General features: G+C 54.1%; 16 protein-coding genes. 6 read left to right on the forward strand and 10 right to left on the reverse strand.

Going from position 1 to position 20,561, the window contains the following annotated elements:
- Positions 1-73: 73 nt before the first annotated feature.
- Positions 74-814 (reverse strand): hypothetical protein, encoded by a 741-nt coding sequence (locus JT719_RS19755; protein ID WP_207435453.1) that lies wholly within the window; start codon positions 812-814, stop codon positions 74-76.
- Positions 815-994: 180 nt separating this feature from the next.
- Positions 995-4,630 (reverse strand): DNA polymerase III subunit alpha, encoded by a 3,636-nt coding sequence (gene dnaE / locus JT719_RS19760; RefSeq protein ID WP_207435454.1) that lies wholly within the window; start codon positions 4,628-4,630, stop codon positions 995-997.
- 286 nt (positions 4,631-4,916) lie between these two features.
- Between dnaE and JT719_RS19765 the strand changes: the two genes are divergently transcribed.
- Positions 4,917-5,225, forward strand: coding sequence for a DUF3817 domain-containing protein (locus JT719_RS19765; protein ID WP_207435455.1), 309 nt, complete (start codon positions 4,917-4,919; stop codon positions 5,223-5,225).
- Between the two features lie 192 nt (positions 5,226-5,417).
- A complete protein-coding gene (locus JT719_RS19770) occupies positions 5,418-6,761 on the forward strand; it encodes an MFS transporter (RefSeq protein WP_207435456.1) in 1,344 nt (447 codons plus the stop codon).
- Between the two features lie 741 nt (positions 6,762-7,502).
- On the opposite strand, the gene JT719_RS19775 is transcribed toward JT719_RS19770, so the two are convergent.
- From JT719_RS19775 to JT719_RS19790, 4 genes are all read right to left on the reverse strand, one after another.
- Positions 7,503-9,746 (reverse strand): LysM peptidoglycan-binding domain-containing protein, encoded by a 2,244-nt coding sequence (locus JT719_RS19775; RefSeq protein ID WP_207435457.1) that lies wholly within the window; start codon positions 9,744-9,746, stop codon positions 7,503-7,505.
- A 205-nt stretch (positions 9,747-9,951) separates the two neighbouring features.
- Complete coding sequence (locus JT719_RS19780; protein WP_207435458.1) at positions 9,952-10,596, reverse strand: O-methyltransferase; 645 nt, start codon at positions 10,594-10,596, stop codon at positions 9,952-9,954.
- 138 nt (positions 10,597-10,734) lie between these two features.
- Positions 10,735-11,328, reverse strand: a complete 594-nt coding sequence (locus tag JT719_RS19785; protein ID WP_207435459.1) for a redoxin domain-containing protein — start codon at positions 11,326-11,328, stop codon at positions 10,735-10,737.
- Positions 11,329-11,344: 16 nt separating this feature from the next.
- Positions 11,345-12,028 (reverse strand): 4'-phosphopantetheinyl transferase family protein, encoded by a 684-nt coding sequence (locus JT719_RS19790; protein WP_207435460.1) that lies wholly within the window; start codon positions 12,026-12,028, stop codon positions 11,345-11,347.
- Positions 12,029-12,111: 83 nt separating this feature from the next.
- On the opposite strand from JT719_RS19790, the gene JT719_RS19795 reads away from it, so the two are divergent.
- Genes JT719_RS19795 through folB form a run of 3 tightly spaced genes read left to right on the forward strand, consistent with a single transcriptional unit; the run spans position 12,112 to position 14,429 of the window.
- The gene (locus JT719_RS19795; protein ID WP_207435461.1) at positions 12,112-13,041 is read left to right on the forward strand and encodes a WD40 repeat domain-containing protein; all 930 of its coding nucleotides are present in this window, start codon (positions 12,112-12,114) and stop codon (positions 13,039-13,041) included.
- Complete coding sequence (locus JT719_RS19800) at positions 13,038-14,060, forward strand: DivIVA domain-containing protein (RefSeq protein WP_207435462.1); 1,023 nt, start codon at positions 13,038-13,040, stop codon at positions 14,058-14,060. Before JT719_RS19795 ends, JT719_RS19800 begins: the two co-directional genes overlap by 4 nt.
- Before the next feature lie 9 nt (positions 14,061-14,069).
- A complete protein-coding gene (gene folB / locus JT719_RS19805; RefSeq protein WP_207435463.1) occupies positions 14,070-14,429 on the forward strand; it encodes a dihydroneopterin aldolase in 360 nt (119 codons plus the stop codon).
- A 435-nt stretch (positions 14,430-14,864) separates the two neighbouring features.
- Here folB and JT719_RS19810 read toward each other — a convergent pair whose 3' ends face one another.
- Positions 14,865-17,360 (reverse strand): penicillin-binding protein 1A, encoded by a 2,496-nt coding sequence (locus tag JT719_RS19810; RefSeq protein WP_207435464.1) that lies wholly within the window; start codon positions 17,358-17,360, stop codon positions 14,865-14,867.
- Between the two features lie 162 nt (positions 17,361-17,522).
- Between JT719_RS19810 and JT719_RS19815 the strand changes: the two genes are divergently transcribed.
- Positions 17,523-18,551 carry an LLM class flavin-dependent oxidoreductase gene (locus JT719_RS19815; RefSeq protein WP_207435465.1) on the forward strand — a complete coding sequence of 343 codons (1,029 nt, stop codon included), beginning with the start codon at positions 17,523-17,525 and terminating at the stop codon, positions 18,549-18,551.
- Positions 18,552-19,014: 463 nt separating this feature from the next.
- Here JT719_RS19815 and JT719_RS19820 read toward each other — a convergent pair whose 3' ends face one another.
- The 3 genes from JT719_RS19820 to JT719_RS19830 form a co-directional block, all read right to left on the reverse strand.
- Positions 19,015-19,755: a DUF72 domain-containing protein gene (locus tag JT719_RS19820; RefSeq protein WP_207435466.1), complete on the reverse strand. Its 741-nt coding sequence runs from the start codon at positions 19,753-19,755 to the stop codon at positions 19,015-19,017.
- Positions 19,756-19,863: 108 nt separating this feature from the next.
- On the reverse strand, positions 19,864-20,235 hold the full coding sequence (locus tag JT719_RS19825; protein ID WP_207435467.1) for a hypothetical protein: 372 nt from the start codon (positions 20,233-20,235) through the stop codon (positions 19,864-19,866).
- Positions 20,208-20,504: a hypothetical protein gene (locus tag JT719_RS19830; RefSeq protein WP_207435468.1), complete on the reverse strand. Its 297-nt coding sequence runs from the start codon at positions 20,502-20,504 to the stop codon at positions 20,208-20,210. Before JT719_RS19830 ends, JT719_RS19825 begins: the two co-directional genes overlap by 28 nt.
- Positions 20,505-20,561 lie beyond the last annotated feature (57 nt).

The following is a 20,561-nucleotide window of genomic DNA, read 5'->3' on the forward strand; positions in this document are numbered from 1 at the left end:
TGGGCCTGAGCCAGAAAGAAAAACATGTGACAGAATGGCGGTGCATTTCTGATGAGTTTACAAAGAAACTCCTTCAAATCTCAGCCTTGGCAGATGCTTCTTTGGTCGTACGGAGTGTTACCTCGGCCGGGGAAAGCAGCGTGAACAAATGCCGGTATGTCAATCCAAAGACCACCAGCCAACCCAGGTTCCAGGCATGCACCAAGGCCGGAGTGCCCAAAATTCCATCATAAGTCAGAAGTCCCATTTTCAGAACGTAATTGGCAAGCTTGTTCATTAAGACTGACTCAGCTAGCAAAGGGAGAACCAGAAAACCAGCGAAAACCAGAATCCGGTGTTTAGGCCGCAGCAGTTGCCAGGCGCGGATAAGCACCGGAAAAGTAAGCAGGAACACAATGGCCATCTCGGTACCCCAGGACATCACCGTCATAGAGGTTTTCTGAATGATTTGGCGCGTGATGAACGATTCATCGCCTTCCCGGTCCAGAACGGGCAGAATGCGGCCCAGCGGCAGATTAGCGAACAACAATGCCCAACCAAAAGCCTGGAGCCTGAGGGGCCTGCGGGAAGACATCAGAAAGAAAGCCACCCACATGAGCCCGTACGTAAGCAACGGTCCCGCAAGGGTGATCCAGGCAATGGTGACAGACTCCGGGCAGGAGGCGCATACTTCCCAACCCTCAAAATTCCGCTCCCCAAAACAGCCGCACAGCAGATAGCCTACCACAATATGAATCAGTTCGTGCAGTTCATGGCAAATGAAAAGGAGAGCCAGAAAGGCAATCACGTTCTTGAAGGTGAGGGAAAGGCGCATACAGGCGAACGGTGGATTCCTCTAAATATAGGAAAAGCAGCATAAAAGCAGCACAGAATACCAACTTGGTTTTCGCCTGGTTTTCTCAAAACTGCTCCAAAACAGAAAGCCCTACCATAGTATGTTCCATGGTAGGGCTTTCTGATATCGTGCTACTCTATACGTGCTTCTTGCTACTAATTAAATCAATTGACAGGTCGCTACTTCCAAATCTTTCACGTTGTTCAAGAACGCTTTCGGGTCAATGCGGTACTTGCGGCTGAACAACTCCACCGCCAAACGTTCCCCGGGCTCGGTGAGCACCAGTTCCAGTTTCTTCTGGCCAGGGCTGTTGATGGCGGCTTCTTCCAGGCGGTCAATGAGCATGGCGTTGATGTTGCGGATGTCAATGTCCATGCGCACGCCTTTCGCCATTTTGTCGGCTACATCGCTCAATAGCTGCATGGAAACGGGTTTCAGTTCCCATTGGTCCTCAGACTTGTAGCGCAACGTCACTTTGGCCCGGATGAACAGGTACATGCCCTCTTTGATGTACGGCGAGAACTTCACGAAATCCTCGCCAAACAGCGCCATACCCAGAGAAGACTCGTAATCTTCCAGCGAGAAGAGCATAAACGGATTGCCGTTTTTACCGGTGCGAACCACAATGTTGCTCACAATACCGGCCACGTTCACATCGCGGTTCTTGAACTCAGCGATGCGGTCCAGACTACAGGTACAGTAGGAATCGATCTCCAGCCTAAATTGATCAAGCGGGTGCCCAGAGAGGTAGAAACCAATCACTTCTTTCTCGCGGCGGAGCATCTCCGTCAAGGTCCAGGGCTGAACGTCTGGTACTTTTGGTAATGGCATGTCCACAGCTCCGCCACCCCCGAACAACGACTGCTGGGCAGCGTTTTTCTCCGCTTGGAACTGGTTCCCGAAGCGTACAGCCTTTTCAATCAGGTTGATGCTTTCGCCTTCCGGAGTTTCCAGGTACTGGGCGCGGTGGTAACGTTCAAACGAGTCAAAAGCTCCGGCCTGGGCTAAGCTTTCAAAGGTTTTCTTGTTCACGGCACGCAGGTTCACGCGCTTCGCGAAGTCAAAGATATCGGTGTACGGACCGTTTTTCTCGCGTTCCTCAATAATGGCTTCCACTGCGGCCTCGCCGGTTCCTTTCACGGCGCCCATCCCGAAACGGATTTGCCCTTGCTGGTTCACGTTGAACTGGTGGATGGATTCGTTCACATCGGGACCCAGTACCTGAATCTGCTGCTTGCGCGCCTCCTCAATAAAGAACGTCACCTTCTTGATGTCGTTCATGTTGTGAGTCAGCACGGCGGCCATGTACTCTGCCGGATAATGCGCCTTGAGGTAACCGGTCTGGTACGCCACTACGGAGTAAGCGGCGGAGTGTGAGCGGTTGAAGCCGTACTGCGCGAACTTCTCCATCACGTCAAACACCTCAGAGGCGTGCTTAGCCGGAATGTTATGAATCTCCTTGGCTCCGGCCACGAATTTCTCGCGCTCCTGGGCCATCTTCTTCATGTCCTTCTTACCCATGGCACGGCGCAGCAAGTCGGCGCCGCCCAGGGAGTAGCCCGCCAGTACCTGCGCCGTCTGCATAATCTGCTCCTGGTACACCATGATTCCGTAGGTGTTTTTCAGAAGCGGCTCCAGCAGGATGTGCGGGTATTCCACCTCTTCCTTGCCCTGCTTCCGGTTAATGAAGTTCGGGATGAACTGCATCGGGCCCGGACGGTACAAGGCGTTCATGGCAATCAAGTCCTCAATGTTGGTCGGCTTCAGGTCTTTGAGGTACATGCGCATCCCCTCAGACTCGAACTGGAACGTGCCGATGGTGTCACCGCGCTGGTAGAGGGCGTAGGTTTTCTCATCGTCCAGCGGAATGTTGTCAATGTCAATCTCCACGCCGTGGTTCCGCTTGATGAGCGCCATGGCGTCTTTCAGGATGGACAGGGTTTTCAGGCCCAAAAAGTCCATTTTCAACATGCCCGCGCTCTCAATCACCTTTCCGTCAAACTGCGTTACCAACAAGTCAGAGTCCTTTGAGGTAGACACCGGAATGTAGTTGGTGATGTCATCCGGCGCAATAATCACACCCGCCGCGTGAATACCGGTATTCCGTACCGAGCCTTCCAGTTTCTCAGCGAGCCGAAGGGTTTCGCCTTTCAGGTCGCTTTGCTCCCGGATGGAGGCGAGTTCCGGGGCTTCTATGAAGGCTTTGGCCAGGGTAGTGCCCGGCGCTTCCGGTACCATTTTGGCCAGTTCGTTGGCCTCCGCCAATGGTAAGTCCAGGGCACGCGCCACGTCTTTAATAGACGATTTGGCGGCCATGGTACCGAAGGTGATGATCTGGGCAACCTGCGTTTTGCCGTACTTGTCTACCACGTAGTCAATCACGCGCTGGCGGTTCACGTCATCAAAGTCAATATCAATATCGGGCATGGATACCCGCTCAGGGTTGAGGAAACGCTCAAACAGCAGCGAGTACTTGATGGGGTCAATGTTGGTAATCCCCACGCAGTACGCCACCGCTGAACCCGCCGCCGAACCCCGGCCTGGGCCCACGGCCACGCCCATGTCACGGCCTTTGTTGATGAAGTCCTGCACGATGAGGAAGTACCCAGCAAAACCCATGGTTTCAATGATGCCCAGCTCGTAGTTCAGGCGTTCCTCAATTTCAGGGGTGATTTCGCCGTAGCGTTTTTTGGCTCCTTCAAAGGTTAAGTGGCGCAGGAACAAATCGGCGGTGGGGTGCTCCGGAGGAAGCGGGAAGTTGGGCAACAGGATATCGCGCTGCAGCTTGGGCGGCGTGATCTTGTCTACAATCTCGTTGGTGTTGTCTACGGCAAAGGGCACGTCCTTGAACAGCTCGTTCATCTCGGCCTGAGACTTAAAGTAAAACTGGTCGTTCGGGAACCCGAAACGATCCGCCGGACGCGGTTTCTGCAGCTCTTCCTCAATGCGGTAGAGCATGCGGCGCACATTGTCGTCGTGGCTGTAAGATTTACGGATGTTGTCCAGAGTATCGTAAATCACCTCGCCCTGGCCAGACATTAAGCGGAAGTAGTTCGTACGGAAGTCACCCACCGGTACGCTCTGCTGCTCGCCGGTGTTCACGCACAGGAGAATGTCATGCGCGCTCCAGTCGGTTTGGTCTACGTAGTGCGAGTCGTTGGTACAGATCACCTTCACGTTGTACTTAATGGCCCACTTGAGCAGCACCTGGTTCACGTCTTCCTGGCTTTTGCCGGTGCCGTCAATGTTCATGAGGCCGTGGCGCTGGATCTCAATATAGAAATCCTCACCAAACACGTCCAGCCACCATTTCAGGAGTTTCTCGGCTTCTTCCTCGCCTTTCCAGAGAATAGCCTGCGGCAACTCAGCTCCGATACAGCAGCTAGTGGCAATGAGGCCCTTGTGGTATTTCAGGAGCAGTTCCTTGTCAATGCGCGGCCATTTGCTGTAAAGCCCGTCAATGTAGGAGTAAGAGCAGAGCTTGGCCAGATTCTGATAGCCTTCCTGGTCTTTGGCCAACAACAGTTGGTGGTGCCGCACGTCTTTCTGCTCCTTCGAGAAGGTCTTCTGAAAGCGGTCTTCCACCAGGTAAAACTCGCAGCCCACAATGGGTTTCACGTTGTACTTGTTGGCCTCGGCCACGAAGTTGAACGCCCCGAACATGTTGCCGTGGTCGGTCATGGCGACGGCTTTCATGCCATCGGCTTGCGCCTTTTTCATAAGCGCGCTGATGCTGGCGGCCCCGTCTAGCAACGAGTACTGGGTGTGGGTATGGAGGTGGGAAAAATCTGGCACGGTGTGGTAATTAAGAATTGGGAATTATGAATTAGGAATGACCGAAAAGCCAAGCCAAATCCCCGCCGAAACGGACTACGAAGATACAAAGAAAACACCGGAGATGGGCTGAAAAGTTGCCCCTGGAAATTTGATTTGGGCTTGTTTTCTGGAAATCAGGCGCTAAATGAGAAATGCGGAAAGTTGGGTAAAAAGCAGCTTTGCGGAGACTTTCAGATAAGCATTGGAAAGGGTGCGGGCATTAAGCGCCTGTGGCGTACCTTTGCACCGAATAACCTGTAGAACAATGCATTTTTCTTTTAATACCCCCCTTGACCGCTTCCGGACGGTTGCCGTTCTGGAAGGGATCTCTTACATCATCCTGTTGTTTATTGCTATGCCGTTGAAACGGATGGCAGGCATCCCTGAGGTGCAGAAATACGTGGGCTGGGCGCACGGAGTGTTGTTTATCCTTTTCGTTGCTCTGTTGGTACAGGTGTGGCTGAAATACAAATGGTCCTTTGGCAAAGTGGTGATGGCCTTTGTGGCCTCTCTGATTCCCTTCGGGACATTTGTGCTGGATAAAAAACTCGCAAGAGAAGAGCAAGCGCATTAGCAATTTCGGGGCTGTTTTCTGGAAATCAGCCCCGAAATACACTTCCTCAGGGTAAGCCTTTTACCAGGAGACGCCTCACGGTCTATTCTGATAGTTCTGATGCAGGAGCTCTTTCAGCTTTACAGGCAATAAACCTGAACAAAACCGAGGGTTCTGCTCGTACACGATTCTGGCTTTAACGGCAGAATTCCAATGGCAGAAACTTCCCCCGCACCTAAATCTTCCCGCCTGGGCGGCATGTTCCGGGCGCTCCAATACCGCAATTACCGGCTGTTTTTCATTGGGCAGAGCATTTCGCTCATCGGCACCTGGATGCAGCAGATTGCCATGAGCTGGCTCGTGTACCGCCTCACCGATTCGGTTTTCCTGCTGGGCATGGTGAGTTTCGCCAACCAGATTCCCTCTTTTCTGTTGGGGCCGTTTGCCGGGGTTATCTCAGACCGTTTTGACCGGCACCGCGTTCTCCTGCTCACGCAATTCCTGTTTCTGATTGAGGCCAGCACCCTGGCAACGTTGGTGCTCACCAATACCGTTACTATTTACTACATTCTGGGGTTGGGCGTGTTTGCGGGCATCGTGAACGCCTTTGACATGAGCGCGCGGCAGTCGTTTGTGGTGCAGTTGGTGGAGAAACGCGAGGACATGGGCAACGCCATCGCCCTGAATTCCTCTATGTTCAACATGGCGCGGTTGGTGGGCCCCTCGGTGGCCGGTGTGATCATTGCGGCCGTGGGAGAGGGCATGTGCTTCCTGCTGAACGCGATCAGTTACCTGGCGGTATTAACCTCGCTGCTTTTGATGCGGGTGCCGAAAACGGAGCGGAAAACGCAGGACACCGAGGTGCTGAAATCCCTGGGCGAGGGCTTCCGCTACGCCTTCGGTTTTTCGCCCATCCGCGATATCCTCATTCTCATTGCCACTCTTAGTTTGTTTGGAATGCCGTTTACGGTGCTCATGCCCGCCTTCGCCCGCGACGTGCTGCACGGCAACGCCAATACCCTGGGTCTGCTGATGGGTGCCTCCGGCGTTGGGGCGCTCCTAGGGGCCTTGTACCTGGCTTCCCGCAAAACCGTGGTAGGCCTGGCCCGGGTGATCGTGGTGGCGTCTGTGCTGTTCGGGATCGGGTTAATGGCCTTTGCCATTGCCAAAACCATGCTGTTTGCCATGGTGAGCATTTTTGTGGTGGGCTTGGGCATGATCCTGCGGATGGCTTCCAGCAACACCTTAATCCAGACCATTGTGGACGAAGACAAACGCGGCCGCGTGATGAGCTTTTACTCCATGGCCTTTATGGGGATGGCACCCATCGGGAGCTTGCTGGCGGGTTGGTTGGCGGAGCGCATCGGGATTATGTACACCTTGTTAGGCTGCGGGTTTATCTGCCTTCTAAGCATTATTCCGTTCGTGATCGGGTTGCCCCGCGCCCGGGCGTTGGTACGGCCTATCTACCAGCGGTTAGGCATTTTGCCGGAGATTGCCAATGGGTTGCAGACAGCGTCTGATCTTACCTCTCCGCCGGAGGGAGGGAAAATGTAGGGGAGGCGCTTCAAGGCTGTTTTCTTTGAAACGGCCTTGAAACAAAATGATCTTATTTTGGGGATAATGTGATTTGCTTTCGCTGGCGTAGTGGGGGCTGATCCAGTGACTCATGAGCTTAGTTGTTTCATAGTTAGCTTCCGTGCGCTCACGGCCGCGGGGCCCCGTCTTCCGCGCTCGCGCTGTACCAGCTTCCTTTGCTCCCTGGCGGTCGCAATGCCTGACGGCACCGGAACCTGCTAAGGCGCTCGCCCGAAAGACTGGAATCGGGGAAAGAGACAGAAGCAATAATGATGGAATCGTTTGATGAGGGAACTGTAGAGACAAGGCACTGCCTTATCTCTTTCACGCATTGCCTTTTCATGGTTCAAGTCTGTGACTTGGACCTACCATGGTCGGCAGTTTGCAACTGCCCTGAGGCGTGAGCCTCAAACACACGTCTGCCGATTCGCTGGCGCGAGCCTCCGGCTCGTGTCCGCACGTATTCAGGAAGGATTTTTCTAGGTTGTAGTAAGGGTGTTCTCATTAACTATCCCATCGGATTCCCTATACTTCTTGAGCAAAGATTTCTTAATCGAGTTCAATACGGTTGATTCCCCCTCTGAAGGGGGCAGGGGGAATGTTTACACAAGTTGAGCTAATCTTCCAGAACTAACGTTTTCCAACATTTCCCCAAAAACACCCCTAAAACAGCAAGGCCCGCTTCTAGAGCGGGCCTTGCTGTTTTGGATGAAGTGAAGCTTATTGCTTTTCCTTGATGGTCAAAGTCTCACCGATGCTCACTTTGTAATCGGTTTTGTTGTTCCAGGTTTGCAGGTCCTGCAGGGAAACGCCGTACTTGCGGGAGATGCTGTACAGGGTTTCGCCGGCAACCACGGTGTGGGTGATTGGCTCTGCGGCCGCAGCAGGTACTGTAACAGAGTCTTGGGCCACGGTTGTTTTAGGAGCAGCCGGAGCCGACACAATCAGTTGCTGGCCGATGGAGATGCCTCCCGTGGTCAGGTTGTTCCAGGTTTGCAGGTCTTGCACTGATACTCCGTACTTGCGGGACACGGCATACAACGTTTCGCCGGCAACAACGGTGTGGGTGGTGCCAGTCGCGGCAGTAGGAGCCGGAGCGGCAGCGGCTACGGTTGTAGTTGTAGTGGAAGCTGGCGCTGATTTAACCGGCGCAGAAGTAGTAACCGGAGCAGTTGTAGTTGTTGCAGCAGCAGTTGGATTTGCTACGTTTAATTCCTGCCCAATGGAAATTGGGGTGCCGCCATCCAGGCTGTTCCAGGCCAGAAGATCAGCCATGGTGATGCCGTATTTTCTGGTGACAGAGTACAGGGTTTCGCCTTTTTCTACCACGTGCTTACCAGAAGCAGGAATGGCCGCTTTAGCGTGGGTTACCGGAGCCGCCACTGGCTCATCCGGCGCTTTGCGTTCAATTGGCGCAGCGGGTTTGGCAGGGGTTGTAGTTCTGGCTGGGTAGGTAGATGCCGGAGCGGCAGCCACTTCTTCCTCGCGGTTTTTGCGCACATAAGGCGGAGCAGTAGTGTCTTCCACTTCTACACTGATAGAACCAGACTTAGGCGTGGCCGGAGTTTTGGCAGCAGTAGAAGCCGGAGCAGTTGTAGTTGGTTGAGTAGCTTGGGCTGAGCTCTGGGCAAGGACTTGCTGCGTAGCCGGGGCTGGTTCCTCTTCCAAAGGTCTGATCTCTACCGGAATGCTGCTGGGGCGGGTTTCCTGTAACCAAACCACCCGACCTGGTTCCAGGTTCTCGGTTTTGCTCATGCGGTTCTTAGAAAGGAGCTTGCTCACCTTCACGCCGTATTTCTGTGAGATATCGTGCATAGACTCACCGCGCTGGGCTACGTGGTACTCGGCGTTCTTCGCTTTTCCGCGTTTGGCTTCCAGGTAATACGTTTGGCCGGTCACTACCTCGTCAGAGGCTTGCAGTTCGTTCACGCGGATGAATTTGCTTGTAGAAATGTTGCCTTGCAGGGCCAGCATGTCTTTGGTGTCACCTTGCTTGGCTACCACCGCTTTGGGCTCATAGGTACCGTTTAGCTTGGCTTTGATTTTAGAGAAGAAGCCTTTGATTCTGCTTACACTGTCTCCTCGTCTTACAGTAGTAGCTTTAGAATCGGCGGTTTTCAGGGTAGGGCCGGCCTGGGCCAGTACCGGACGAGGTGCGCCAGCCAGGTAAGGCACCATTACAGTGTATTCTTTGTCCGAAGGCACGTTGGAAGCCAGCAGCCATTTGTTATAACGCTGAACCTCGGCGGCATCGGCCTGGGCAGACATCGCAATCTCGGTCAGGGTCTGGCCCGGTGTTGCTTTTACCGGTTGCAGCGTGATGGTAGGGTTAGGATTCTTCCCGATGGCGTTCTCGTAGGCCACTTTGTGGGCCAGGAACGTCAAGAGGTATTTGTTGGTCTGGTTGGTCACCTCCATTTTCTTCGCCCCGATGTCTGAGGTTTTGGTAAGGGCTTTGGTGCCAGTCAGGCCCTGGTAGTAAGAAAGTAGCGTGTTGAACCAGTTGTCATAATATGCGTTGCTGCGCAGCATGTATTTGGCAGCGCCGCGGCTAGACTCAATGATGTGCTTGCGTTCGTCTACCTGGGTGTTCACTTTAATGCCCAGTTCCGTGGCCGAGCCTTCCTTGAACTGCCAGAAACCCACCGCGTTAGAAGTGGAAACGGCATCAGACACCAGGCCGCTTTCCTGCAGTACCAGGTATTTGAAATCAGTAGGAACTTTGTGCTCCTTGAACGCCTGCTCCACAAACGGGAAATAGGCATCGGCCAATTCCACCTTTTTCTGGAAGTAACCCGGATGCTTGGTCAAGGCATCCACAATTTTTTGGATGTCGGTCCGGGCGCTTTCCTGAATCTCCAGGCGGATATCAGCAAAGTACATGTTGTTAGGAACTACCGGACTTTGGGCCTGCGCCAGAATGCACAACAGGCTGAGTAACAGGAGCGATAAAGACTTTTTCATCTACTTATCGGAGAGTTGGTAAAAGAATAGTAGAAAGCCTATATTCTTGTAAAACTGGAGTTGGATGGAGTTAAATACCTATCCAGTAACCAGTTGTAAAGAGTGGCTATACCACAAAGTAGGGGATTTTGCCAAGGGAAAAGAAGCCGATGGGAATCAAAATTTACCCACACGTTTATCCACGGGCTTTTCCACAGAATGTGGATTACTTTTTCCGGGCCACCAGAATGCCGTCCCTAATGGGCAACAAGAGGTTCTCTACCCTTGGGTCTTCGTGCACTTTGCGGTTGAAATCCAGAACCAGCTCCGTGTCCTTGTCCAGCTTCGGCCGAAATTTCTCCACCACTTTCCCGCTCCACAGCACATTATCGGTGAGAATGAAGCCGCCGGGCCGCACTTTGTCAATGATCAGGTCAAAGTACAGTCCGTTGCTTTTCTTGTCGGCGTCAATGAACACCAGGTCCCACTGTTCATCCAGGGTAGGAATCACGTCGGCGGCCTGGCCCATGTGCAACTGAATTTTCTGTTCCAATCCGGCTTCAGAAATGTAACGGCGCACCATGTCTTCCAGCTCGTCGTTCACGTCAATGGTGTGCAGCACGCCGTCCTCGGCCAGTCCCTCGGCGAGGCAAAGTGCTGAGTAGCCCGTATAAGTCCCGATTTCCAGAATCCGGCGCGGCCGCATCATCTGCGAGAACATGGCCAGGGTGCGTCCCTGCAAGTGCCCCGAGAGCATGCGCGGTTTCATCACGTTCAGGTGCGTCTCGCGGTTGAGGCGGTGCAGGAGCGGAGTTTCGGGGGTGGTATGCGCCTCGGCGTAGGCATGTAAGTCTGGGTCCAGGAAATCCATCTTTTTAATTAGGAATTGAGAATTAGGAATTAAGAATGGCAAAGGTACACAGGGGAAGTTTGGGAGCGAACTATAAACAGAAAGCCTGTCTCTTGCGGGACAGGCTTTCTGTTTTGGGGCTATTTTTAGGGAAATGGCTTAGAAACGCTTGATCAGGCAACCGGTAGCGCGGCGTTCTGCGGTGGCCACAGACCGGCCGGCCAGTAAGGCATCCAGGGCACCGGCCAGGTAGCGCTCTTTCACATAATTTTCCGCTTGCGGGTTATCGTCAATAGCGCCTTTGTAGCGCAGGTAAAATCCGTCACTGGCGTTCTGCAGCACAAATACCTCGGGGGCTTTGGTGGCGCCAAATTGCTTGCTCAGTTGCTGACTCTCGTCGGTGAGGTATGGGGCGGTTTGGGAGCTGGGCCGGTCGGGTTGGGCTTTGGGCGCTTCGCCGCCTTCTTCCAGCCCTATAGTGGTGCTCACGTAGGCAAACCGCACGCCTTTACCCGCATAGGTTTGAGCCAGGCTTTGCAGACGGCCTTCGTACAGCCTGGAGTAGGGGCAGGTTACGCTGGTGAATACCACTACCAGCACTTTGGCATCGTTGAAGCTAGACAATTCCACCGCCTGGTTTTGGGCGTTCTTCAGGGTGAAGTTCTCCACCTTGGCACCAATGCGGTAACCCGTCTGGGCGTAGGAGGCGCTGCAAAGGGCTAGAGCCAGTAAAAAAGTAAAATATTTTTTCATAGGTATCAGGTTCAAATCAAATAGCGTGCCCAAGTGCAGAAGGTTCGTTCTCGCGGCCAGTCAAAGGAGCTAATACGTACGTGAGCACAAACTCGGGATGCACTTCATAGTGAACGGTGTACTGCTGCCGGAAAGTATCGGTGATGACGTGCCCGGTGAATTCGCCGGCCGTTTGCCGCGTGAAATCCTCCAGTTGCAGGTTCTCAATGAAGAAAAGCTGTCGGTGCTGGTACACTTTGTACAACGTTTCTTTGGCGCTCCAGTACAGGTGCATTTTCTCGGGATCAGCTGCAGCGGCGTTCAGTTCCTGCTCACTCAGGAACCGAAAGGCCAACCTCGGGATTCTGTCTCCCTTCATTTCCAGATCCAAACCCACCTGGTGCGAATGGGAGACCAAGGCTCCCACCCAAGGCCCTGAGTGCGTTAAACTTACTTGCCAGCCTTCTACAGAGCACACCGGTACGCCGGTCTCCAGTTTGTGCAGAAGCAACGGCGGGGCCGATAGTTTCTCCAGCAGGGTATAGGCCAGCACGCGGGCGGCCAGCCACTCGCGGGTGCGCGACTCGGCTTTGAATACAGGGATTTCATGGTTGGGCCTGAGGGAAAGCAGTTGGGTTCTGAGTTGCTCCACCGTTTCTTCCACTCGCCAAAGTCCTAATAATGAGGTAGAAGACAAGGTGTTGAGTTGGTGGAGCGGCATACGCGGTAAAGGAGGAAACGGGTTTTCGGGGTGTTTTTGGTAAATTTAGGCAAAAATCGCGTCCTACCACTTTTCCGCACGCCATGGCCAGTCCGTTTCAGGTTCAGAAAATCACCACCCTCACCGGTCACCGCGACTGCGTCTACACCCTGGAACGGGCGCCCGAGACCCACAAATTCTTTTCGGCGGGAGCCGATGGCATGGTGGCACTGTGGGACCTGACTCAACCCGAGCACGGCGAGTTGGTTGCCAAGGTGAGTTCTAGCGTGTACGCGCTCAAGTACGTGGAGGAACGCAACTGGCTGCTCATTGGGCACAACCACAACAGCCTGGAAGTGCTGGACCTATCGGCGAAAGCCATCGTGAAAACCATTCCGCTGCCGTCTGCCGCCATTTTTGACATCCAATACTGCTGGGAAACCCAGCGGGCCTACCTGGCCCTGGGCGATGGCACCCTGCAGATCATTGATCTGGAAAAGCTGGAAGTGCAGCAGGCGGTGCGGCTTTCTGAAAAGAGTGTGCGGTGCCTGGCCCTGCACCCCACTAAACCTGAACTGGCGGTGGGCTTGAGCGACAACCGCATACTGGTTCTGGAAACTTCTGCGTTACGGGGGAAGCACGTGCTGGAAAACCACACGGGCTCTGTGTTCACCTTGGCCTACACGCCCGACGGGAATTACCTGCTCAGCGGTAGCCGCGATGCCCATTTGAGGGTCTGGGACGCAGAAAACGAGTACCGGGAACACGCCAGCATCATCGCTCATTTGTTCACCCTCAACCACATCACCTTTAGCCCCAACGGACGGCTGTTTGCCACCTGCAGCATGGACAAAAGCGTGAAGGTGTGGGATGCCCAGAGCTTCAAATTATTGAAAGTCATAGACAAGGCGCGGCACGCCGGGCACGGCACCTCGGTGAACAAATTGTTTTGGTCGGCTCATTGGAATCAGTTAGTTTCGTGTAGTGATGACCGCAGCATTGCGGTTTGGGCGTTAACCTTGAAGGAAATATGAAGATTACACCGTTAGAAATCAGACAGAAAACGTTTGAGAAAGCGTTTAGGGGCTTGGACAAAGATGAGGTACAGGCGTTCCTGCTCAACCTTTCCCAGCAGTGGGAGAAGTTGCAGGACGAGAACAAAGACCTGCGCGTGAAGTTGGAAGTGGCGAACCGCGAAGTCCAGAAACTGCGCGAGGTGGAGTCATCACTGTACAAAACCCTCAAGACCGCCGAAGACACCAGCAACAGCATGGTGGAGCAGGCCTCCAAAGCCGCCGATCTGCAAATCAGAGAAGCCCAGCTGAAAGCCGATCAATTGCTGGACGCCGCCCGCCAGCAGGCCCGCAGCGTGCTGGAGAACGCCTACCAGCAAGCCGAGAAAACCGTGAGCGAAATGCACACCGAGGTGAAAAACATGGAGCAGGATTACCTGCGCCTGGAAGGCTACCTGGAAAGCATGGTGCGCGACCTGCATAACCTGGCTTCCGATGCCCTGGAAAAGGTAGAGAAAACCAAGTCTAAACCTAAAGCTTCAATTGGCAGTATCTTACAGAGAGCCGCACAGGTAAAAGTGCAGCGGCCCGCTGACGATAAAGATACTACCACTATGAACGCATTTACTTCAACGCCCATCATACCGGCCGCCCAACCCGTGAATGTGCCGGCATCGGCTTTCACAGACCAGCCGCAAGCGTACGAAATAGGAGGTGGCGGAAGCCGTGAGTCTATCCCGGCTACTCCTGGCACTCTCCCAGAGATTCATCCGCCAAATCCGGCTCCGGATATCCATCCGCGTACCCCGGAGATTGTGCCACCTCATATCCCAACGCCGTCTATTGATCCTCCGCAACGCGAAGAGCCTAAGCCAGATATTCCGCCAGCGCCAAGCCCAACTCCTATTGAGGAGCCAGAACCAGAGCGCGAGCAACCGGTACCAACCACTCCAGAAGTGCAACCGCCCATGACTACTACCCAGGCCAAGCCGACTGCGGCCGTGGCTGCCGGTGGAGGGTCGTTCTTTGACGAAATCTAACCAGCGCTAATGGGACAGATTGCACTGGAAGGCATGGAGTTTTTTGCCTTCCACGGGTTTTATGACGAAGAGCAGAAAATAGGCAATAAGTACGGGGTAGACCTCTACATCCAAACCGATTTGCAGGACGCCGCTGCCTCAGACAACCTGGATGAGACGGTGAACTATGAATTGTTGTACAAGCTGGTGCTGCATGAAATGGGGCATCCGGCCCGCTTACTGGAGCATTTGGGGCACCGCATCATTGAAGGTGTTTTCCGGGAATTCCCGTTTGTGCAGCAGGTGAAAGTAAGCGTCTCCAAGTTCAATCCACCGTTAGGCGGCATCTGCCACAAAGCCAAAGTGACGCTGGAGAAGAACAAAGCATAGAATTGTTTTGATGCTGTTTCTTTGAAATCAAGCTTGAAACAGGATAACATGTAAACGCTTCACTGGTTTATTTACCGGTGAGGCGTTTCTGTTTTTTTGACAACCTAAGGCAATGGAATTTCAGGTATATAGGAAATCATCAATAGGACTATACTTAAAAACGAACCTCTTCGCTCGCCTCTGGCGAGTGTAAGTTATCAGGCAGCCTCTGGCTGCTGGGTGTTCTAAAGCTGAATGCTTGCAACGCGGCGGGACGCCGCCCTGTAACACACACTCGCCAGAGGCGAGCGAGGAGCGTTGGGGGAGCGTTGGGGGTTTTTAGGCTGGTTCTGTGAAACTAGGCTCAGAACACAGTGGCTTTGAAATGCTTACAAAAAAACCTCATTGGTACAGGTACCAGTGAGGTTTTTTTGTAAGCATTTCAAAGCAGAGGTGCTAATCATCCCGGCCCCAGCGGCCTCTGCCTTTTCCGCGGTCTTTTTCTCGGTCTCTTTCCCGCTCCTGGGCTTTTTCTAATTCTTTCTCAAGGTCTTTCTGCCAGTCTTTTTCCTTTTTGTCCTTTCGCTTGAACAGGTCCTTCAGCTTTTTGCCGTTGCGCTTGAAGAACCGCTCAAGGCCGGTTTCCCGGGGTTCTTCGTAGCTGGCTACCAGTACCGGTGGCTGGTACGGCGGACAGTTCAGGTACCCTTGCAGATACGGAGGCAGGGGAGAAAAGCGGCTGTAAGCGTAGCGGCGGTACTCCCGGTCCTTGCTCAGACGCTGGAAGAAACTTCCCCAGATAGGGAGCGCCGTATAAGATCCGCCTCCTTTCTCTAGATCCCGGAAACGGATTCTCCGGTCTTCGCCGCCTACCCAGGCACCGGCCACTAAATCACGGGTGAATCCAATAAACCAGCCATCGGCGTGGGATTGGGTGGTGCCGGTTTTGCCCGCGATGTCCATGGCTAAGTGGTATTCGTTGCGGAGCCGGCGTCCGGTGCCTTCGTTGATCACGCTCTCCAGCATGGGGCGCAGCAAGGCGGTGGTCTGGTTGGAAAGGATGTGCCGACCTTGTCCGTTAGGGTTGGTGTTGTCCAGCAATACCTTGCCTTCTCGGTCTACAATGCGCAACAGGTAGCGGGGCTTTACTTCATAGCCTCCGTTGGCGAGTGCTCCATAGGCGGCCACCATTTCCATAAGACTGGCATCGGCGGTGCCTAGCGCCAGGGAAGGCGTGGAAGGAAGCTCGCCGGTAATGCCCAAGTTGTGGGCCGTACGGATTATGTCTGGAATTCCCGCCTGCAGCGCCACGTTCACCGAAACTGTGTTCACCGAATGGGTCAACGCTCCCAGCATGGAGTAAGCCCCTCCGTATTGGTCATCGGCGTTGCGGGGCGACCAGTTTTCGTACTCCGGGAACACGCGGCGGTCATTGGAGAAGTAGGAGCAGGGCGAGATCCCTTTTTCTAGCGCAGTGGCGTACACAATGGGCTTGAATGTGGAGCCTACCTGCCGGCGGGACCGCACGTGATCGTACTGAAAGTAATTGTGGCTGATGCCGCCCACCCAGGCCCGTACGTACCCGCTGGTAGGCTCCATGGCGATGAAACCGGCGTTGAGGTACCGTAAATAGTGCCGCAATGAATCCATAGGGCTCATGGTACGGGTTACCTCGCCGCGCCACCGGAACACCTGCATCTTGCGCGGCGTGTTGAAGATTTCGTCTATTTCCTCATCAGAGAGTCCGGCGGCTTTGTGGCGTTTGTAGCGCAGCGAACGTTCCTTGGCATCACGCAACACACCAGGCTGCCCCGACCACGGAGCTTTGCTTCCCCAGTGTTTGTCAAATTCCACCTGCAGTGTTTTCATGCGCTGGCGCAAGGCCAGCTCAGCATGCCGCTGCATTTTGCTGTCTATAGAGGTGTAAATCTTGAGGCCATCGTTGTAAATGTTGTAAGGATCGCCGTTGGCCTTCTTTTGTTCCGAGGCCCATTTGCCCAGCTCTGCCCGCAGGTGCTCCCTGAAATACGCCGCCAAACCGGTATGGTGGGAGTAGGGGTTGTACCGGAGTTTGAGCGGCAGTTTTTGCAGGGAGTCTTTTTGCTCTGGGGTAAGATAGCCGTACTTGGCCATCTGGGCCAGCACCACGTTGCGCCGATGCAAAGACCGCTCAGGGTTCAGTTTGGGATGGTAATAGGTGGTACCTTTCAGCAAACCAATGAGCACGGCGGCTTGCTCAATTTTCAGAGAATCGGCGGAAGTGCTGAAGAAACGGCGGGCCGCAGACTCAATGCCGTACACGTTTCCGCCCATGGGCACCGTGTTCAGGTAAAGTTGCAGAATCTCTTCTTTGGTGTAAATGGCCTCAAAACGGCGGGCCAAAATGATCTCGCGCATCTTGTTCACGGGCATTGACAGAAAGCCCACGTTTTTGCGCGGAAACAGGTTTTTGGCCAATTGCTGGCTTAACGTACTGCCCCCGCCCGAGCTCTCGTTCTGTAAGAGCAGGCTCTTGAAAAACACGCGCGCAACGCTTCGGTAATCTATCCCGCCGTGCTCGTAGAAACGGGCATCTTCCGTGGCTACTAAGGCCTGGATGGCAGACTCAGGGATCTCGTCATAGGCCACGTTGGTGCGGTCCTGGATGAAATAGCGGCCAATGAGCACGCTGTCGGCGGTATAAACCTCAGAGGGCATGTTGTTCTGCACGGCTTTCAGTTGCCGTTTGGTAGGTAGCCAGCCAAATAACCCGAAGTACACCGACAGGTAGAAGACAAACAGCACCAGCGCCACCGCCGACAGCGATTTACCCAACACCCGCATCCAACCCCGTTTATCCAGAGATTGCCAGTACTGCAGCGTCAATTTGCGGCCGTGCCGAGCGTGCCAGCGCTTCCAGCGGGTATTGATCCAATCAGAGAAACTTCCAAAATAAGAGTTAAAAAGGGGCATGCGTCAACAACGTATAATCTGGCACCGAGGGTATGCTTACCCTAATGATACCGGGAAGGTTGCGCAATTTTCGGGCCGTTTTGCCCAAATTGGCCGTAAAACAGGGAGGCAGCCGCCAGAAGTGCCTGCCCCTGTGCGTGTGTTTTCCCTGAATACTAAGCTATGGCAGAAGCGAAAAAGATAAAATTAAGCGTGCTGGACCAGTCTCCGGTGCGGGCAGGCGGAACGGCCGAGCAAGCCTTGAAAGAAACTTTGGAACTGGCCCAGTTAGCCGATAGGCTGGGCTACACGCGCTTTTGGGTGTCTGAGCACCACAACACGCTGGGGCTGGCCGGACCGGCGCCCGAGGTCCTGATTCCGCATTTGGCGGCGCACACCAGGCACCTGCGCGTTGGCTCTGGCGGTGTCATGCTGCCGCACTACAGCGTACTGAAAGTGGTGGAAAACTTTCGGTTGCTGGAGGCCCTGTACCCTAACCGTATTGACCTGGGTATTGGCAGGGCGCCGGGCACCGACCGCAAGACGGCGGTTCTACTCAACCCGTACAACCAGTTCAACGAGCAGGATTTCATCTCCCAGCTGATGGACCTGGACCGCTACCTGCTGGATGGCATCAACGGCGCTGAGGCTGCCGAGGTGAAGGTAACGCCCCGCTCGGCCACTACGCCCGAGCGTTGGCTGTTAAGCTCCAGCGGACAAAGCGGCGTATTTGCGGCCCATTTCGGGATGGGGTTTTCGTTTGCTCACTTCATCAATCCCAACGGCGGACCAGAGATGATGCAGGCCTACCAATCACGGTTTACGCCTTCTGCCATCCTGAAAGAGCCCGCCGGAAACTTCGGGATTTTCGTGATCTGCGCCGATACCGAGGAAAAAGCCAAAGAACTGCAACTCTCCATGGACATGCTCATGCTGCACATCAGGCAGGGCAAAGCCGGCGGCGTGCCTTCCCTGGAAACCGCCAAAGCCTTTTATGAGGACCTGGCAGAAGATGAGCTAGCCCAGGTGAAATACAACCGCCAACGCATGGTGGTAGGCACGCCTGAGCAGGTGAAAACCCGTTTAGATGCCTTGGCTGAAGCCTACAACGTAGACGAAATTGTAATTGTCACCATCACGTATGACTTCCAAGACCGCCTGCGAAGCTATGAACTGCTGGCGGAAGCGTACGGGCTGGAGGCGAGAGAATAGAGCAATTCTAATGGGCTGGCGCGAGTCTCCAGACTCGTGCCTTCAGATGAGGCGAGTCTCCAGACTCGCGGGAATCGTTTGCAGAAGTAGTTCAACAATGCGTGATTTCGCTGCACTGCAGCGAGGGTAGTCAGGAGACTACCCGTCATCCAGAGGCACGAGTCTGGAGACTCGCGCCAGATACCTCCTGCTATTGTTGGACAATCCGCTCTCTTTTTCAGGCTGTTTCAGGAGAATGGCTTGAAAACAGAAAGTACCACTCATTGATTTTTCGCTGGCACGAGCTTCCCGCTCGTGCCTTCACATTGCCGATCTGTTTTACTCAGATTGGAAATGCCCTTCTGGAATGCGTGCGGACACGAGCGGGACGCTCGCGCCAGCGGTTCTCAAATAGATGTAGGCAAAAGCTGTTTTCTGTCTCTTTTCCTGAAAAGGGCTTTAAAACAGAAATAGACAATAGCTATCACTGATCTCCCCGTACCAACTCCTGCAACCGCATGGCATTGAACGCCGCGTAACCGTTCTGGTCGTTATCGAAATAGAGGTAGACGTCTTTGCCTTCCTCTGACCAGGTGCGGCAGGCGGTGGCCCACCATTGCAGGGCGCTTTCTGAGTAGCTGCCGGCGTATTTGCCCTCGGGGCCATGAAGGCGCACGTACACAAAGTTGGCGGTCACTTCCAGCGGAGACATGTGCCCGGCCAGTTCGTAGATGCAGAAGGCGTGGTTGTGGGCGCGAAGGAGTTCGTATATCTCGGGATGGTACCAGCTGGGCTCCCTGAACTCAAAGGTGTAGCGGTAGTAAGGCGGCAAGGCTCTCAGGAAATCCTGGAAGCGCTCCACGTTCACCCGCCAGGCCGGGGGCAACTGGAACAAAATAGGCCCCAGTTTCTCCTCCAGCGCCTGCGCATTTCCCAAAAGCTGTGCTAACCCTTGCTGTGGGTCTTTCAGTTTCTTCATGTGCGTGATGAACCGGCTGGCCTTGACTGCAAACAGAAAGTCATCGGGCACGCTGGTCCGCCAGGCGGCAAAGGTCTCAGCCGAGGGGAGGCGGTAAAAGGAGTTGTTGATCTCAACGGTTCTGAAGTAGCGCAGGTAATACTGGGTGAACTGTTTGGACGTGACGCCCGGCGGATAGAAGTTGCCTTTCCAGTGGTTGTAGTGCCACCCCGAGGTGCCGATGTAAATGGTTCCTTTTTCCTGCATACCCCGCTTATACCGCTGCCCTTGCGCAGAAGTTTTGTTTCGGTTTACAGGCTTGTTTTTAGAAAGAGGGCTTAAAACAAAGGCAGGCGCAAAAAAGAATGGTAGAATCTATCTGTTCAGAAACCGCAAGTAAATTAGGCCGCCGAGGGCATAGTGGAATACATCCCACGCATCGGTGGTGTAGCGGGGCATGAACGTGGGTAAGAACAGTTCAAACACCACAGAGACATACACCACCACAAACAGGATCTGATATAGGGAAAGCCGTACCTCCGGGCCGTAAAACAGGCGCATCAGGAACAAAGTGGGCGGGAGAATGAGGGGGAGGCAGAGCAGGTCATCCAGGTAAAACTGCAACCAGGCGGGGCAGGGAACATCCAGCCATGCCACGCCTCTGTGCATCAGGTAAAGGGCCGCAAAAGCCCAGAACAGCGGCGGAAAGGTGCCCCGGTTTACCCGGCTAACAGCGCGATGAGCCATAGAATGAAAGAAACAATACCCACAAATGCCAGCTGAAAGCCCAGTCCTATGCTCTTCCAGATTTTAGTGAAGGCAGAATCGTCTGCTTTTATCTGGATAAGGTCAACCGTAAACCGTTTCTTTTCTTCTTCTCTTCGGTCTTCCTGGGCCTGCTGCCGCTCCACGGCCACGGGGTCTAACAGGTTCAGGCAGTGTTGGCAGAGGTCGGTGGGTTCCTGGTTCCAGGTAGACCATTGGCCGCAGTGAGGACATTTTTTGCTTGCTTTCATAGGTTAGCAACGGCGAATGCCAGAAAATTTGATGAGAAATGACGCTTTTTTGGGCAT

Origin of the sequence: Sabulibacter ruber, assembly GCF_017355955.1 — a bacterium.
Classification (GTDB): Bacteria; Bacteroidota; Bacteroidia; order Cytophagales; family Hymenobacteraceae; genus Nibribacter; species Nibribacter ruber_A.